A 15,299-nucleotide genomic window follows, 5' to 3' on the forward strand; every position below is an offset into this window, starting at 1 on the left:
CTTCAGACTTTGCTGAAGGGTCATCGTGTTCGGAATAGACGACATTTTACGCGCCGTGGTGGCAGACCTGCATCTCGTGGCGCTCATCATGGGTGTCGTCTATCTCCTGGCCATTGTCTGCGCCATCCGGGAGATTCTCAATTCCCGCACCCCGCAGGGTTCCATCGCCTGGCTGCTCTCGCTGCTGCTGCTGCCCATTCCCACCGTCTTGCTCTACCTGATTTTCGGGTGGAAGCTTTTCGACGACTATGCCACCGACCGGATGCAGAATGGCCGGGCCAACAGGCCGTTGCGCGCACGCGACCTGGCGTTGATCGATGGGGAAACAGACGCCAAATGGCCCGTACAGGTGCAGGTGTCGGAACTGCCGTTCCTCAAGGGCAATGAGGTCGAACTGCTTGTGAATGGCGAAGCGACTTTCGAGTCGATTTTCGCCGGCATAGAGGCCGCAAAAGAATACCTCCTGGTACAGTTCTACATATTTCGCGACGATCGCCTCGGACGGCAGCTCGCCGACTTGCTGATCGCCAAGGCGCGTGCGGGCGTGGCTGTCTATCTGCTCTACGATGATGTCGGCAGTACCTGGACTCCCAAGCGCTATTGGCGAGAATTGGCTGAGGCAGGCGTGAAAGTGTCGAGCTTCAATGGCCGACACAAGCTGCTGCGCCTATTCGGCCCCACACGCATCAACTATCGCAATCACCGCAAAATCGTTGTGGCCGACGGCAAGCATGCCTGGGTGGGCGGGCTCAATGTCGGTGTGGAGTATATGGGCGAGGATCCCAAGCTGGGCGCGTGGCGAGACACACACGTCAAGATTTCCGGGCCGGCCTCGCTGGGTTGTGCCCTGCTGTTCAACGAGGATTGGGAATGGGCAACGGGCGAGCGGCTTCCAAATCGGCCGCCTGCGGACCTCGAAACATTTGGCGACAAATCCGTGCTGGTCATGGGGAGTGGTCCGGCTGACAAACTCGAGGAATGCGCCATTGCCTTCACGGACCTGATTGGCCGGGCCCGGAAGCGGCTGTGGATTGTCAGTCCCTATTTCGTGCCGGATACCGACATCCGCACGGCTTTGTTTGCCGCCAGGCTGCGGGGGGTCGATGTGCGGATCATGCTGCCGGACAATCCCGACCACTTGCTGGTCTGGTTGGCCAGCATGGCGCATGCCGACGCCATGGTACTGCACGACATCGCCGTCTATCGCTACACGGCCGGCTTCCTGCATCAGAAGGTGGTGTTGGTGGATGACGAAATGGCGACCATAGGCAGTGTCAATTTCGACAACCGTTCTTTCGCCATTAATTTCGAAATTACCCTTTGGTTCACGGATGCGGGCACAATTGCAGGCGTAGACGACATGCTGTCCAAAGACTTTGAATCCTGCCGGCAGGTTGGCCTGGCCGAGGTGCAATCGCGCCATCGGGGGCTTTATCTGGCCACCCAGGCGGCACGCCTGCTGTCCCCTGTGCTTTGAGAGACGCGATGACCCAGTTCCTTTTCCGCGACGACGCCTATCTGCAATCGACTACCGCGCAGGTGATCGAGGTGACTACAGACGGCGGTATCATTCTCGACAAGACGATCTTCTACGCAACGTCAGGTGGGCAGCCGGGCGACAGCGGCCGGATCGTGCGCGGCGATGGCACGGTTATCGCGATAGCAACCGCCACACACCCAGACGGTGACAAGGCGCGGATCGTGCATCTAACCGGCAGTGGCGCCAACGCGCCCGCCTCGGGAGAGATGGTGACGCTGAACATTGATTGGGAACGCCGGTACCGCCTGATGCGGATGCACACGGCGCTGCATTTGTTGTCAGTAATCTTCCCGTTCCCCGTTACCGGCGGCTCGATTGGCGAAGACAAAGGGCGCCTGGATTTCGACATGCCCGAAGTGCCGGAGGACCTGGGTGCCCTGGAAAACCAGCTCAACGCCATGATCGACGCAGACCATCCGGTCACCTCGGAATGGATCACGGACGCAGAAATGGAAGCCAAGGCAGAGCTGGTCAAGACGATGAAGGTGAAGCCGCCGATGGGTCAGGGCAAGGTACGGCTGGTCCGTATCGGCGATATCGATCTGCAGCCTTGCGGCGGCACCCATGTTGCCGGAACCGCCGAGATCGGCAGAGTGGTCCTGGGCAAGATCGAGAAGAAGGGCAAGCAGAACCGTCGGGTCAACTTGCTCTTTGCGTGAGCGCGACGGTGATCAGCGAATCGGCGGCGCGTAGAGCAATCCGCCGTTGGCCCAAAGCGCATTTTGCCCACGCAGCATCGCCGCGCCGGTCTGCGGGCCAAAGTGCCGGTCGTAGAGCTCGGAATAGTTGCCGACCGCCCGAATGGCATCGGCCATGAAGGTTGGGCGAAGTCCAAGGGCCGCCCCATAATCTCCCTCAACGCCAAGAATTCGCCGCACCGCCGGTGTCCTGGCGGCGGACAGCGAGTCGATATTGAGGCTGGTCACGCCGACTTCTTCTGCCTCGATGAGCGCAAAGAGCATCCAGCGGACGATCTGAAACCATTGATCGTCCTGCCCGCGCACGACTGGCCCCAGGGCCTCCTTGGAGATTCGCTCGGGCAGAACCCGGTGTTGTGCCGGATCCGCCAGTTCCCGCCGTATCGCCTGCAATTGCCGGCCGGACGCCGATATGACCTGACACAAACCACTGCGATAGGCCGTGGCGAGATCGGCCACGTCCTCATAAGCCACGGCGCGATAGCTGGTCTGATTGAGGAAGAAGAACTCGTCGAGAGCCTCGATCTCACCGTAGCTATCAGCCACGCAGATACTGACATCGTCCAGTTCATATGCTGAAACGACACCCATCGACTGGGGCACAAGAAAAGCCTGGCCATCATAGAAGGCGGGGGCGACGTAGCGCGCGCCATAGCGAATGTCGCGCCCCATAGTCCAGGCGCCATTGCGCATGAACACATCGACGGCGCCGGTTTCCAAAGGCGCAAACCTCGCTTCGCCACGATAGGATCGGAACTCGATCAGGTCGGGATTACCGAAAATAGCCGCCGCCAGGGCGCGGCAAAGGTCCACATCGAAACCCGACCAGCGACCATCAATATCCTGCTGGGAAAAGCCCGCAAGTGGGTTGCTGGAGCCGCAAATGAGGAAGCCGCGTTCGCGCACTGCGTCCAGCGTCTGGGCGCCAGCGGGTGCCACCGCCACCGCATTTGCCATGGCGACCAGGATCAGCAATGGCTTTAAGAGTCTGAGCAACAGGCACTGCCTTCCATTCTCCAGCCCGCATATTGGACGGCATGAAAAAGGGGTCAAGCCGCCGCACGGCCCGACCCCCAGCTTATGTGATCCAGGCCGGTCCTAGTGCAGGATCTGGCTCAGGAAGAGCTTGGTGCGCTCGTGCTGTGGATTGGAGAAGAATGTCTCCGGATCGTTCTGCTCGATGATCTGTCCCTGATCCATGAAAATGACCCGATTGGCGACCTGACGGGCAAAGCCCATCTCGTGGGTCACGCAGAGCATGGTCATGCCTTCTTCTGCCAGGCTGATCATGACCTCGAGCACTTCCTTGACCATTTCGGGGTCGAGGGCCGAAGTTGGCTCGTCAAATAGCATGATCTTGGGCTGCATGCAGAGCGAGCGGGCAATGGCCACACGCTGCTGCTGGCCACCCGAGAGCTGGCCGGGAAATTTGTTGGCCTGCTCGGGGATCTTGACCCGCTCCAGATAGTGCATGGCGGTAGCTTCCGCCTCTGCCTGCGGAATGCCGCGCACCCAGATGGGCGCCAGGGTCAAGTTCTGCAGGATTGTCAGATGCGGGAACAGGTTGAAGTGCTGGAACACCATGCCAACCTCGCGACGCACCTCATCGATGCGCTTGAGGTCTGCGGTCAATTCCACGCCATTGACGATGATCTGGCCTTGCTGGTGCTCTTCGAGGCGGTTCATGCAGCGGATCAGGGTCGACTTGCCGGACCCCGAAGGGCCGGCAATGACGATACGCTCGCCCCGCATGACTTTCAGATCGATGTCGCGCAGCACATGGAAGTCGCCATACCATTTGTGCATGCCGACGACGTCGATTGCCACTTCGGTGTCGGACACCTTCATCTGGCTGGTGTTGACGGTGCGCTCTTCGGCGCTGTGTGAGGACATGTCGCTCATTGACGTTACCCTTTGTGCCCGGTGTCCAGTCGCCGCTCCATCCAGATGGAGTAACGGGACATGGCGAAACAGAAAACCCAGAAGACCATGCCGGCGAACAGATAGCCGGTAATCGCCTGGGTTGGAGATGACCACTCGATGTCAGAACTTGCCGCTTGAACAGTGTTCAGCAGGTCGAAGATGCCGACGATGGAGACCAGCGACGTATCCTTGAACAAGGCGATGAAGCTGTTCACGATGCCCGGAATGACGTGCTTTAGCGCCTGCGGCAGGATGATGAACCACATGGACTTCCAGTAGCTCAAACCCAACGACGAGGCGGCCTCATATTGGCCACGGGGCAATGCCTGCAGACCGCCGCGGACCACTTCGGCCAGATAGGCTGACGAGAAGAGCGTCACACCAACCAGGGCCCGGAGCAGTTTGTCGACCGTGGTCCCCTGCGGCATGAACAGCGGCAGCATGACCGAGGCCATGAACAGGACGGTGATCAACGGCACGGCGCGCCAGAGCTCAATGAACATGACGCAGAGCGTCTTGATGATCGGTAATTTGGACTGCCGCCCCAAGGCCAACAGAATACCGATCGGAATCGAGCAGATGATGCCCACCAGCGAGATGATCAGGGTCACCAGGAGGCCGCCCCACTGCTCTGTCGGCACCGGGCGCATGCCCAAGACCCCACCATTGAGCAGGTAGAAGCAGATGACCGGGTAGACCACGAAGAACAGGATCGCGTTGGTGCGCTTGAACGGGACCCGCGGGATCAGCAGTGGAACAATCAGCAGAGCGCCCAGTGCGAACACCAGATTTGGCCGCCAATATTCTTCAGCGGGGTAGAAGCCGTAGATGAAGAAACTCATGCGGGCCGAGATATAGGCCCAACATGCACCGGCAGTTTCCAGCCGGCATTCCTCCACGATTCCGCCAGGCGGTACCGCGTCTCCCCCAAGGAAGTTGGGGGCGACAAAGCCGTATATGGGCGGGATGGCCCAGATCAACAGCACAATTGCCAGGATAGTCATGAGACTGTCGCTGGGTGTCGCAAACAGGTTCCGGCGGGCCCAGGCTATGGGTCCGGCCGTATTCACCGGCGCTGGGCGCGGCTCGACCATGTGATCGCGGACATAGGAGAATGACATGCTGGACCTCCTACCGTTCGACCAGCGCGACACGCGCATTGTACCAGTTCATGAACGCCGACGTCGTCAAGGACAGCGTGAGATAGACCAGCATGGTAATTGCAATCACCTCGATAGCCTTACCCGTCTGATTGAGCGTGGTGCCCATGAACACATTGACCAATTCGGGGTAGCCGATGGCTGCACCCAGTGATGAGTTCTTGGTCAGATTGAGATATTGGCTGGTCAGGGGCGGGATGATCACCCGCATGGCCTGCGGCACCACGACCAGCCGAAGCCGGTCACCTTCCCGCAGTCCCAGCGACGAGGCAGCTTCGGTCTGCCCCTTGCTGACGGCCTGAATACCGCTTCGCACGTTTTCGGCAATGAAGGCGGCCGTGTAGATGGTCAAACCGACAACCAGGGCCACCATTTCCGGCACGAGCTGCAGCCCGCCGGCAAAGTTGAAGCGTTCAAGGACTGGGATTTCGAAGGCCAGGCTTGCCCCGGTCAACCAGTAGACGAGCGCCGGGATGGCAACGACGATCAGGATGGGCAAGGCCAGAGGGAACTTGCCTTCTGTAGCGGCCGGGCGCCGATCCGAGGTCAGCATGGTCCAGGCCACGCCCAGAGCGATCAGGGCCGCCCCCAGGACGATAACACCGCGAGGGAGCCAGCCAAACATGCCTGACAACAGGAAGTCGGCCACGGCCCAACCAATCGCCGTTCCGATGAAAACCCGGCCATAGAAGCCATATTTTGTCAGAGACAGGCCGGCCAGGACGAGCGCCCCGATCAAGGGCAGGAACGACACCGCGGACACCGCAGGAACGACTGATCCCAGCATGCTGATGGCCAGATAGCCGACCAGGAAGGCGACGATCGCCCCGGCAAAGCGGGAACCCTGCGCAACGGAAACCGGGTAATGCCCCGTGCGCGTACGGACACGGGTCGCCCAGACCACAAGCGCTATTGCCCCGACCAGGGCAGCGGCCGCAGCCACTACGACCCAGAAGATTTCCGCATCGGGCAGCGGACGCGGGACGATGATGCCGCGCTGGTTGACGAAGATGCTCAGCGGCAATTCGAACGACTGGCGCACCGCAGGCATGGCCTTGAGAACGGCGAAGTACCAGAAAAAGAGCTGCAGCAGGAGTGGGATGTTGCGGATCACCTCAACATAAACCGTCGCGAACCGGGCAATCAGCCAGTTCGAGGACAGACGCGCGACACCCAGCACGAAGCCCAGCATGGTCGCAAAGACAATGCCAATGACGGCAACAAGCAAGGTATTGAGGAGCCCGACAACAAAGGCCTGCCAATAATAGGAAGACCGATCGAAGGGAATGAGAGTGAAGCTGATACCGAAACCGGATGTCTCGAACAGGAAGCCGAAGCCAGTCGACTTGTTCTGCGCCGCGAGATTCTGGGCTGTATTGAAGATGATCCACGCCAAGAAGGCGACGACGAGGCCGGCGACCACTATCTGGTAAATAATGCCTCGAATTACCGGATCATTGTAGAAGGCTGTTCGCGGTGGTGCCGCGAGATTATCCTGGACGGCCATGTGGCGGATGTCCCCCTAGCAGAGGGCAGTGCGGCTCCGACTGGACCATTTCAGGGATGACTCAATTTAGCCCGATCGCCCCAGCGACCGGGTTATCCCCATACGAAATGCCAACCGTCGCACCTGCCCACGACGAACTGGCGCCCCCGAGGGGGCGCCAGAACTGGATTTCGCCTTAGCGGATGGGCATCGCGTACTGCAGACCGCCATCGGTCCACAGTGCGTTCAAGCCACGCTCCAGGCCAATGTCAGTTTCCGGACCGACATGCTTGGCATAGGACTCGCCGTAGTTACCCACATGCTTGATGATCCGGTAGGCCCAGTCGGCGGTCAGGCCGATCGGGGTGCCGAAATCACCTTCCACGCCGAGCAGACGCTTGACGGAAGGATTGTCCGAGCCGAGCATTTCATCAACGTTCTCGGAGGTCACGCCCAGCTCTTCAGCTTCGAGCAGCGCGTAATAAGTCCAGCGGTTGATGTAGAACCACTGATCGTCGCCCTGACGGACGGACGGGCCAAGCGGCTCCTTGGAGATGATTTCGGGCAGGATCGCGTAATCATCGGGGTTGCCGAACTTGGAACGCTCAGCGGCCAGTGCCGAGGAGTCCGTGGTGTAGACGTCGCAACGACCATCTTCAAAGGCCTTCACAACTTCGTCCTGGTCGGTGAACACGACCGGCGAGTATTCCATGCCATGGGTTTCGAAGTAGTCGGCAGCATTCAGCTCGGTAGTGGTGCCGGACTCGATGCAGATGGCAGCGCCGGACAGGTCCAGAGCCGAGGTGATGCCATCGGCCTTGCGGACCATGAAGCCCTGACCGTCGTAGTACATGACGCCGGCAAAGACGATGCCGAGGTCGGTATCGCGGCTCATGGTCCAGGTAGTGGTACGCGACAGGATGTCGATTTCACCGGCAGACAGAGCAGCGAAACGCTCCTGAGAGGTGAGCGGGGTGTAGCGAACGGCATCCGGATCATCAAAGATGGCGGCCGCGACGGAACGGCAGAAGTCAACTTCCAGGCCGGTCCAGTTGTTGTTGGCATCGGGGGCCGAGAAGCCTGGCACACCACCAGTGACACCGCACTGGATGTAGCCCTTGGCCTTCACGTCATCGAGGGTAGCAGCGTTGACAGCTGTCGCGCCGAGACCCAGCGAAGCCGCGATTGCGATCGATACGAGCGCTTTTTGCATTTGTATTTTTGCCTTTTGTTTCCTGACCCTGTGTGTTCGGAGCCGACCTTTTCCCGCGGCTCCGACAGCACCACCGCTTTGTGCGCGGTTTGGATGCTGCTAAGCATGCAACCTTCTTATGTCCCCAACGTCAAGGGTCGATGGCGGGTTGAGACAATATCTCTGTCTCTTTTTTAGCCAGACGCGCGACGTGATCCGTTTTTGAGCAACATTGAATCATGCCTGAAAATCCACCTGAGTCAGGACGCTCCCACTCGATAGAGACTGCGCTTACCCATGCTGGACGGAATCCCGACAATCAGTTCGGCTTCGTCAATACGCCGGTCTATCGCGGTTCTACAGTCCTGTTCAAAACCCTCGCCGACCTGGACGCACAGTCCCAAGCTTATCTCTATGGACGCGCTGGCAATCCAACGACCGAATCGGTGGAGAGCGTGGTCAGCGAGCTCGAAGGGGCATATCGAACCAAATTGGTGCCTTCGGGCCTTGCAGCTATCACAATTGCCCTGATGTCGTGCCTCAAGGCCGGGGACGATGTGCTGATTACGGACAGCGCTTATGAACCCGGACGCAAGTTCGCGGACGGCTTTCTTGAGCGCATGGGCGTCAGCGTGAGATTCTATGACCCCCGCATCGGCGCCGGATTGTCCGACCTTTTGCAACGGAATACGCGTGCTGTACTGGCGGAGAGTCCCGGTTCGCTCACCTTTGAAATTCAAGACATCCCGGCCCTGGCCGCTGCCGCGCATGCTGGCGGCGCCCGCCTGATCGTGGACAATAGCTGGGCCAGTCCCCTCTACCACCGCCCGCTGGCCCTAGGCGCCGACATCGTGGTGCACGCAGCCACAAAAATGTTCGTGGGCCATTCCGACGCCTTTGCTGGCACCATCTCGGCGACCCGGGAGGCCTGGGACGATATCGAGCGGTTGCGGACCCTTTTGGGGTTCTTCACGTCCGGCGACGAGGCATTCCTGGTGGCAAGGGGGCTCCGGACCCTGGCGATCCGGATGAAAGAGCACCAAGAGCGCGCCATGGAAATCGCGCAATGGCTGGAGGCGCAGGACGAGGTGGCGCATGTGCTGCACCCTGCCCTGCCCAGCCACCCCGACCATGACTTGTGGAAGCGCGACTTTACGGGCGCAGGAAGCCTGTTCGCCTTTGTGCTCAAGCCCGCTCCACGCTCTGCGGTCGCGGCCTTTGTCGATCACATGCAGATTTTCAGCATGGGCTATTCCTGGGGAGGCTATGAGAGCCTGTGCCTGCCGGTCACAATAACCAAGGCACGCACCGTGGTGCCATGGAATGAGCCGGGCAACCTCTTCAGGGTGCATATTGGCCTTGAAGGCGTGGAAGACCTCAAGGCGGATCTGCGTGCCGCGCTTGAGCGTTATGCCCGTGCGCGCTGAATGACACGGCGCCAGGCCCTGCGCATATTGGGCGCCCCCCTGAAACGAACCGACCCGTCCCGACGATAGGCAAAGAGCCAGCGGCGGGAGGCGTAGAAGTTGCGAACCGCATAGGCGCCGATGGTGCCGATGGCGAAACCGGCGACCACGTCGGTGGGATAGTGCATCCCAATGACGATTCTCGAGATTCCAGTCGCCAGGCTCACCAGAAGGATCAGCCGGAAAAAACGCGGCGCCATGAAGCCGATGACAAAGGCCAGCGCCATGGCGGTCGTGGCGTGGCCCGAAGGAAAGCTCTGAAAAGTCCAGTCGTTCAGGAGCTGCTGGAAGGAAAAGGCGCCGCTCTCGTCAAACTGGCTCGGACGGCCGCGGCCAAAGAATCGCTTGAGCAGGTTGGTCAGGAGGCCCGGCGCGCCGACGCCGAGGAAAATGAAGCTGAACACCAGTGTCATTTCCCAGCTGACGCGCCGGTAGAAACCCGGCCTGAGGAGCCTTACAGCGGCCAGCGAGACCAGAAAGACGACAAGACTGGGCAGGAGCACCCAATCGGACAGTCCGAAATCGGTGATGAAGGCGAAGGGCTGGCGCCAGACGTCTGGCCAGGCCTGCACCGACTGGGACACCCATACATCGACAAAGACCAGCAGAAACAGGACCAGAATCAGCCACGCCAGATAGTCCGGCCAGTTCTTGTGCGTGAGGCCAAGCGGCCATCTTTGGCTGAAATCAAACATGCCCTTGTTTCGTATCCTTGAACGACCGCGTCAATGCGCGGTGATATCGAATGGATGGACTTGCCCTATATCAGGGAACACGCTAACTGGAGGTTGCGATGTCGGAGTGTAGCTCAGCCTGGTAGAGCACCGGTTTTGGGAACCGGGGGTCCAAAGTTCGAATCTTTGTACTCCGACCATTCGCCCGCATCGTGTTGAGGACTTTGCATGACCGCCCGCATATACCGACCCGCCCGCAATGCCATGCAATCCGGCAAGGGCAAGTCCAAGCAATGGGTTCTCGTGCATGAACCGGCGGTTCCCCGCAGCATAGACCCTCTGATGGGCTATACCAGCAGCTCGGACATGAACCAGCAGGTGCGCCTGTCATTCGATACGCTTGAAGCGGCCGAGGCCTATGCGCAGCGCAATGGCATCCCCTACTCGGTGCAGCCGGCTCATGAGCCAACTCCGAAGCGCGTCAGCTATCCGGACAATTTCCGGGCAGACCGCAAGACGCCCTGGACGCACTGATTCTACTAGCAGATTGATTCGGTTTTGCGCCGCAAGAGATTGCGGCGCTTTGCTTTTCGGCGGTAGCATTGGCAAAGCCCGTGAACACCGGAATGGCCATGCTGATACGCTCAATTTTCACGCTTCCCTTCTGGTTGGCCGTGTCGACTGCCCCCATGGCGGCTCCGGCGCTGTGGCAGGTGAGTGACGAGGACAGCTCAGTCTGGCTGTTCGGCTCGGTACATTTGCTGCCCGCCGAAACGGAATGGCGCAGTCCGCTGTTCGACAAGGTGCTGTCCAAGGCCGTAAGGGTCTATTTTGAGACCGATGTGAGCATGGAGGCCCAGATGGCGGTGATGCCGCTATCGTACGAACTGGGTTTCAACCGGGATGGCACGCTGCTCAGCGAACTGATCGGCGAGGAACTGACCGAAAAGCTCCGGACAGCAGCAGGGCAATACGGCATTCCAATGCCGATGCTGCTGACAATGAAGCCCTGGATGGCGGCTACCACGCTTTCTACCGGTCCGCTGCTTGACGCGGGCTACGAGGCGCCGCTTGGCGTAGAGGCCGTCTTATCAGCAGAACTGCCCGATGGGCATGCCGGCTTCCTCGAAACGCCTGAGGAACAGCTCCGCTTTCTTGCCAGTGGAAGCATGGAGGAGCAGGTCGCCATGCTTGAAGCCACGATTGATACCCTGCACGTCCTCCAGATCGACATAGACCGAATGGTCGACGTCTGGACGCGAGGTGAGCCCGAGTCTCTGGGCGAAATCTTTACGGAACAGATGGGGGGATACGACCACGGGATGGTCGAGCGACTCATTGACGACCGCAATCGCAACTGGGTCGGGCAGATCGAGCAGATGCTGGAAGCTGACGAGGCCGCGCTGCTGGTCGTAGGTGCCGCGCATCTGGCCGGCAACGCCAGCGTGGTGCGATTGCTCGAGGCGCGTGGCTACGCCAGCAAGAGAGTGCAGTGAGCCGGCTCTGCGCCGGCCCACCGCGCGTTCGCTAGACGTCGCTGAACCTGGTCCAGCGGCTGTCGTTCTGGCTGGACTTCACCGAGGCGGTTATGAACTGCATGCCTTCGATACCGTCAGCCATTGTCGGCAGAAGTTTTTCAAAGTCGGCACCGTCGCCACGAATGACCGAAGCAAACTGGCTGTAAAGCGTGGCGAAGGCTTCGAGGTAGCCCTCGGGATGGCCCGCCGGAATGCGCACATTCATCGAGGCGGCCGGCGGCACCGAAATCGAGCCGCCGCGAGTGATCAGCTGACGCGGCTTGCCGAACTCGGTGAACCACATGTAGTTGGGGTTCTCCTGGCTCCATTCGAGGCCGCCCTTGTCGCCATAGACGCGCAGCTGGAGGCCGTTTTCCTTGCCTACCGCCACCTGGCTGGCCCAGAGCATGCCTTTGGCTCCGCCTTCGAAGCGCAACATGATGTGCACATTGTCGTCCAGCTGGCGACCTGGCACGAAGGCGGTCAGATCGGCCGCGACGGCTTCGGTCTTCAGGCCAGTCACGAAGCGCAGCAAGTTGTAGGCATGAGTGCCGATGTCGCCAATGGCGCCGCCTGCACCGGAGCGCGCAGGATCCGTGCGCCAAGCAGCCTGCTTGTTATCTTCATCCGCGGCCTCGGTCAGCCAGTCCTGGGCGTATTCGGCCTGCACGACGCGGATATTGCCCAAAGCACCGGAGGCGACCAACTCCCGTGCCTGACGGATCAGCGGATAGCCGGTGTAGTTGTGGGTCAGCAGGAATTTGGCGCCCTTGGCCGGCTTAATGTCCAGCAGCTTGCGCGCGTCCTCAAGGGTGGAGGTGATCGGCTTGTCGCAAATAACGTGGATGCCGGCTTCGAGGAAGGCTTTGGTGGGTCCGAAGTGCATATGGTTGGGCGTGACAATGGACACGGCCTGGATGCCATCGGGCCGCGCGGCTTCGGCCTTGGCCATTTCCTCATAGGAGGTGTAGACGCGATCTTCCGCCAGACCCAGGTTTTTGCCGGATTCCTTAGCGACCTCAGGGCGGGACGAGAGAGCGCCCGCGACCAGTTCGAAGTCTCCGTCAATGCGCGATGCTATGCGATGAACGTAGCCGATAAAGGCCCCCGTACCGCCACCAACCATGCCCAGGCGAATGGGCTTAGCGCCGTTTTCTGCCATTTTGTCTCTCCCAATTCTGCATTCTTTCGCCGGTCGTCACCACCCGGATTGACCGAGTGGCCAGCATATTGCCCGGACCAGCCGGGCAATGACGACCGAAGGGGCGTCCCGATCAGGACAGACCCAGCATCTTACGATTTGCCGCCTGGTCCGTACCACCGCTGGCGAAGTCATCGAAGGCCTTTTCGGTCACGCGGATGATGTAGCTCTTGATAAGCTCGGCACCTTCACGTGCGCCATCCTCGGGGTGTTTGAGGGCGCATTCCCATTCCAGCACGGCCCAGCCCTTGAAATCATTGGCGGCCATCTTGGCAAAGATTGCCGGGAAATCGACCTGGCCATCGCCGATCGAGCGGAACCGCCCTGCCCGGTTCACCCAGGACTGAAAGCCGCCATAGACGCCCTGCCGGCCTGTGGGATTGAACTCGGCATCCTTCACGTGGAAGGCCTTGATGCGATCCTTGTAGATGTCGATGTAGTCCAGATAATCGAGCTGCTGCAGCACGAAGTGGCTCGGATCGTAGAGGAGATTGGCGCGGGGATGGTTGTTCACGCGCTCAAGGAACATCTCGTACGAGACGCCGTCATGCAGGTCTTCGCCGGGGTGGATTTCGTAGCAGACATCGACACCGGCTTCGTCGAACGCATTGAGGATGGGCGTCCAGCGGCGGGCCAGTTCGTCAAAGGCTTCCTCGACCAGGCCTGCGGGGCGCTGTGGCCAGGGATAGACATAGGGCCAGGCCAGAGCGCCGGAGAAAGTGGCGTGGCCAGTCAGCCCAAGGTTTTGAGAGGCCTTGGCAGCGTGCAGCATGGTCTGGACAGCCCATTCCTGGCGGGCCTTCGGATTGCCATGGACGCTGGCGGGCGCAAAACCGTCAAAAGCCGTGTCATAGGCCGGATGCACAGCAACCAGCTGGCCCTGCAGGTGCGTCGACAATTCGGTTATCTCAAGGCCATGGCTGTTGACGACGCCCTTGATCTCGTCAGCGTAGGTCTTTGAATTTGCGGCTTTCTCGAGGTCAATGAAGCTGGAAACCCAGCTCGGGATCTGCACGCCCTTATAGCCCAGATCGGCCGCCCACTTGCAGATATTGTCGAGCGTGTCGAAGGGCGCAGTGTCCCCCGCGAACTGAGCCAGGAATATTGCCGGGCCCTTGATGGTGGTTGCCATGTGGTTTCTCCTCTTGTTGCCCCGCAAGCCGCATGGACGGGGTCAGTCCCTTAGTCACTGCGGGTTGTGGCCCCGCATATATGACGGGCGGCGATTTCTCGCCGCCCTGACATGTTAGGCGCTAATCTTGACCGGCATCGCGAGCCTGTCAATGAGGCACGTTCATCAAGCTCGCAGCAAGGCCCGTGCTTCGGCGATTCCGAGTGCCCGTGGCCGCTCGCAGGTGGTCTTCAGCGTCAACACCTGTCCGGTCTCACCGGCCTCGAGCAGGCCCGTCATGACCTCCACGACATGCAAGGCAACGTCGAGGCCGCAGCGCGCGGTTTCGCCCGTCTCGATGGATTGCATCATGTCTGCCAGGCCGGCGCAACGATAGTTGGCGCGCGGAGTGGCCTTGTCGAGATCCTGGTTGGGCTTGCCGAAGGGATGGTCCCACGGCTCGACCGGAGTGCGGGTGCCCTCGATGCCCGTGGTGACCAGGTCGCCTCCGAAGAAGTTCGGATCCGGCACGAAGATGGAGCCGTCCGTGCCATAGAGCTCGATATTGTGGTGGCCGTGAGCCGCAACGTCCCAGCTGGCGCCGATCGTGACGACGGCACCGTTGTGGAACTCGAGAATTCCGTGGATGGTGGTCGGGGTGCCGACCTTGATGATGCTGCCCTTGTTTGGACCGTCGGCAGTCACGACCCGCTCAGCACGCGCCATATTGGTGAAGGCCGAAAGCTTCTTCACGGGTCCCAGCAAATGCACCAGATCGGTGATGTAGTACGGACCGAGGTCGAGGATGGGGCCGCCACCGGGCTGGAAGAAGAAGTCCGGATTGGGATGCCAGTGCTCCATGCCACGGCTCATCACGTGCGTCGTGCCGCTCATGATCTTGCCGAGCTTGCCGCTATCGATGATCTCGCGCGCCTGCTGGTGGGCGCCGCCGAGGAATGTGTCGGGCGCCGATCCGACCTTGAGGCCCCGCTCGTCCGCAGCCTTTTTGAGGGCCAGACCTTCTTCAACGGTCAGCACAAAGGGCTTTTCCGAATAGGAATGCTTGCCGGCCGACACGATGTCCATGGACACCTGATAGTGCGTCGAAGGGATCGTCAGGTTGACGATGACGTCCAGTTCGCTGTTCTTGAGCAACTCATCGGGAGTCTGGGCGGCAACGCCGAACTCGTCTGCGCGCAGCTTTGCTGCTTCCGGACGAATATCGGCCACAGCGCGCACTTCGAGACCCTTGAACAGGGGCGCGAGTCGGAGATAGGCGGCGGAGATGTTGCCGGCACCCATGATGCCGACGCCAAAGGTCTTTGCCATTG

At 60.4% G+C, this 15,299-nt stretch carries 14 protein-coding genes and 1 tRNA gene; 6 read left to right on the forward strand and 9 right to left on the reverse strand.

Annotation, left to right across the window (positions count from 1 at the left end; all coding sequences use genetic code 11):
- Positions 1 to 25: 25 nt before the first annotated feature.
- Together cls and QZ564_RS01540 are read left to right on the forward strand one after the other, a co-directional pair.
- Entirely contained in the window at positions 26 to 1,477 is a 1,452-nt protein-coding gene (cls, locus tag QZ564_RS01535) for a cardiolipin synthase (protein WP_297103683.1), read from the forward strand.
- Between the two features lie 8 nt (positions 1,478 to 1,485).
- A complete protein-coding gene (locus tag QZ564_RS01540; RefSeq protein ID WP_297103685.1) occupies positions 1,486 to 2,199 on the forward strand; it encodes an alanyl-tRNA editing protein in 714 nt (237 codons plus the stop codon).
- A 12-nt stretch (positions 2,200 to 2,211) separates the two neighbouring features.
- On the opposite strand, the gene QZ564_RS01545 is transcribed toward QZ564_RS01540, so the two are convergent.
- The 5 genes from QZ564_RS01545 to QZ564_RS01565 all read right to left on the reverse strand — a co-directional run bounded on the left by QZ564_RS01545 (position 2,212) and on the right by QZ564_RS01565 (position 8,020).
- Positions 2,212 to 3,234, reverse strand: a complete 1,023-nt coding sequence (locus QZ564_RS01545) for a transporter substrate-binding domain-containing protein (RefSeq protein ID WP_297103687.1) — start codon at positions 3,232 to 3,234, stop codon at positions 2,212 to 2,214.
- A gap of 102 nt (positions 3,235 to 3,336) precedes the next feature.
- Positions 3,337 to 4,140 (reverse strand): amino acid ABC transporter ATP-binding protein, encoded by an 804-nt coding sequence (locus QZ564_RS01550; protein ID WP_297103689.1) that lies wholly within the window; start codon positions 4,138 to 4,140, stop codon positions 3,337 to 3,339.
- Between the two features lie 5 nt (positions 4,141 to 4,145).
- Positions 4,146 to 5,282, reverse strand: a complete 1,137-nt coding sequence (locus tag QZ564_RS01555; RefSeq protein WP_297103691.1) for an amino acid ABC transporter permease — start codon at positions 5,280 to 5,282, stop codon at positions 4,146 to 4,148.
- A 10-nt stretch (positions 5,283 to 5,292) separates the two neighbouring features.
- Positions 5,293 to 6,828, reverse strand: coding sequence for an ABC transporter permease subunit (locus tag QZ564_RS01560; RefSeq protein ID WP_297103693.1), 1,536 nt, complete (start codon positions 6,826 to 6,828; stop codon positions 5,293 to 5,295).
- 175 nt (positions 6,829 to 7,003) lie between these two features.
- Positions 7,004 to 8,020, reverse strand: a complete 1,017-nt coding sequence (locus QZ564_RS01565) for an amino acid ABC transporter substrate-binding protein (RefSeq protein ID WP_297103694.1) — start codon at positions 8,018 to 8,020, stop codon at positions 7,004 to 7,006.
- A 218-nt stretch (positions 8,021 to 8,238) separates the two neighbouring features.
- On the opposite strand from QZ564_RS01565, the gene metC reads away from it, so the two are divergent.
- The gene (gene metC, locus QZ564_RS01570) at positions 8,239 to 9,426 is read left to right on the forward strand and encodes a cystathionine beta-lyase (RefSeq protein ID WP_297103696.1); all 1,188 of its coding nucleotides are present in this window, start codon (positions 8,239 to 8,241) and stop codon (positions 9,424 to 9,426) included.
- On the opposite strand, the gene QZ564_RS01575 is transcribed toward metC, so the two are convergent.
- The gene (locus QZ564_RS01575; RefSeq protein WP_297103698.1) at positions 9,408 to 10,160 is read right to left on the reverse strand and encodes a phosphatase PAP2 family protein; all 753 of its coding nucleotides are present in this window, start codon (positions 10,158 to 10,160) and stop codon (positions 9,408 to 9,410) included. The genes metC and QZ564_RS01575 overlap by 19 nt on opposite strands.
- A gap of 102 nt (positions 10,161 to 10,262) precedes the next feature.
- On the opposite strand from QZ564_RS01575, the gene QZ564_RS01580 reads away from it, so the two are divergent.
- The 3 genes from QZ564_RS01580 to QZ564_RS01590 all read left to right on the forward strand — a co-directional run bounded on the left by QZ564_RS01580 (position 10,263) and on the right by QZ564_RS01590 (position 11,635).
- Positions 10,263 to 10,339 (forward strand) — tRNA-Pro (locus QZ564_RS01580).
- 28 nt (positions 10,340 to 10,367) lie between these two features.
- Positions 10,368 to 10,673 carry an ETC complex I subunit gene (locus QZ564_RS01585; protein ID WP_297103700.1) on the forward strand — a complete coding sequence of 102 codons (306 nt, stop codon included), beginning with the start codon at positions 10,368 to 10,370 and terminating at the stop codon, positions 10,671 to 10,673.
- A gap of 98 nt (positions 10,674 to 10,771) precedes the next feature.
- Positions 10,772 to 11,635, forward strand: coding sequence for a TraB/GumN family protein (locus tag QZ564_RS01590; RefSeq protein WP_297103702.1), 864 nt, complete (start codon positions 10,772 to 10,774; stop codon positions 11,633 to 11,635).
- A gap of 31 nt (positions 11,636 to 11,666) precedes the next feature.
- Here the strand turns inward: QZ564_RS01590 and QZ564_RS01595 are convergent, their stop codons facing one another.
- The 3 genes from QZ564_RS01595 to QZ564_RS01605 form a co-directional block, all read right to left on the reverse strand.
- Positions 11,667 to 12,818 carry a Gfo/Idh/MocA family oxidoreductase gene (locus QZ564_RS01595; RefSeq protein ID WP_297103704.1) on the reverse strand — a complete coding sequence of 384 codons (1,152 nt, stop codon included), beginning with the start codon at positions 12,816 to 12,818 and terminating at the stop codon, positions 11,667 to 11,669.
- Positions 12,819 to 12,930: 112 nt separating this feature from the next.
- Positions 12,931 to 13,989, reverse strand: coding sequence for a sugar phosphate isomerase/epimerase (locus QZ564_RS01600; protein WP_297103706.1), 1,059 nt, complete (start codon positions 13,987 to 13,989; stop codon positions 12,931 to 12,933).
- Between the two features lie 165 nt (positions 13,990 to 14,154).
- Complete coding sequence (locus QZ564_RS01605; RefSeq protein WP_297103708.1) at positions 14,155 to 15,297, reverse strand: Gfo/Idh/MocA family oxidoreductase; 1,143 nt, start codon at positions 15,295 to 15,297, stop codon at positions 14,155 to 14,157.
- Between the last annotated feature and the right edge of the window lie 2 nt (positions 15,298 to 15,299).

Source organism: uncultured Devosia sp., assembly GCF_913055165.1.
Taxonomy (GTDB): domain Bacteria; phylum Pseudomonadota; class Alphaproteobacteria; order Rhizobiales; family Devosiaceae; genus Devosia.

What these genes read in the sequence shown, in the direction of transcription:
- QZ564_RS01565 (WP_297103694.1), bottom strand. Translation starts at nt 8,020, where the DNA reads ATGCAAAAAGCGCTCGTATCGATCGCAATCGCGGCTTCGCTGGGTCTC.
- QZ564_RS01585 (WP_297103700.1), top strand. Translation starts at nt 10,368, where the DNA reads ATGACCGCCCGCATATACCGACCCGCCCGCAATGCCATGCAATCCGGC.
- QZ564_RS01560 (WP_297103693.1), bottom strand. Translation starts at nt 6,828, where the DNA reads ATGGCCGTCCAGGATAATCTCGCGGCACCACCGCGAACAGCCTTCTAC.
- metC (WP_297103696.1), top strand. Translation starts at nt 8,239, where the DNA reads ATGCCTGAAAATCCACCTGAGTCAGGACGCTCCCACTCGATAGAGACT.
- QZ564_RS01540 (WP_297103685.1), top strand. Translation starts at nt 1,486, where the DNA reads ATGACCCAGTTCCTTTTCCGCGACGACGCCTATCTGCAATCGACTACC.
- QZ564_RS01555 (WP_297103691.1), bottom strand. Translation starts at nt 5,282, where the DNA reads ATGTCATTCTCCTATGTCCGCGATCACATGGTCGAGCCGCGCCCAGCG.
- QZ564_RS01575 (WP_297103698.1), bottom strand. Translation starts at nt 10,160, where the DNA reads ATGTTTGATTTCAGCCAAAGATGGCCGCTTGGCCTCACGCACAAGAAC.
- QZ564_RS01600 (WP_297103706.1), bottom strand. Translation starts at nt 13,989, where the DNA reads ATGGCAACCACCATCAAGGGCCCGGCAATATTCCTGGCTCAGTTCGCG.
- QZ564_RS01550 (WP_297103689.1), bottom strand. Translation starts at nt 4,140, where the DNA reads ATGAGCGACATGTCCTCACACAGCGCCGAAGAGCGCACCGTCAACACC.
- QZ564_RS01605 (WP_297103708.1), bottom strand. Translation starts at nt 15,297, where the DNA reads ATGGCAAAGACCTTTGGCGTCGGCATCATGGGTGCCGGCAACATCTCC.
- QZ564_RS01590 (WP_297103702.1), top strand. Translation starts at nt 10,772, where the DNA reads ATGCTGATACGCTCAATTTTCACGCTTCCCTTCTGGTTGGCCGTGTCG.
- QZ564_RS01595 (WP_297103704.1), bottom strand. Translation starts at nt 12,818, where the DNA reads ATGGCAGAAAACGGCGCTAAGCCCATTCGCCTGGGCATGGTTGGTGGC.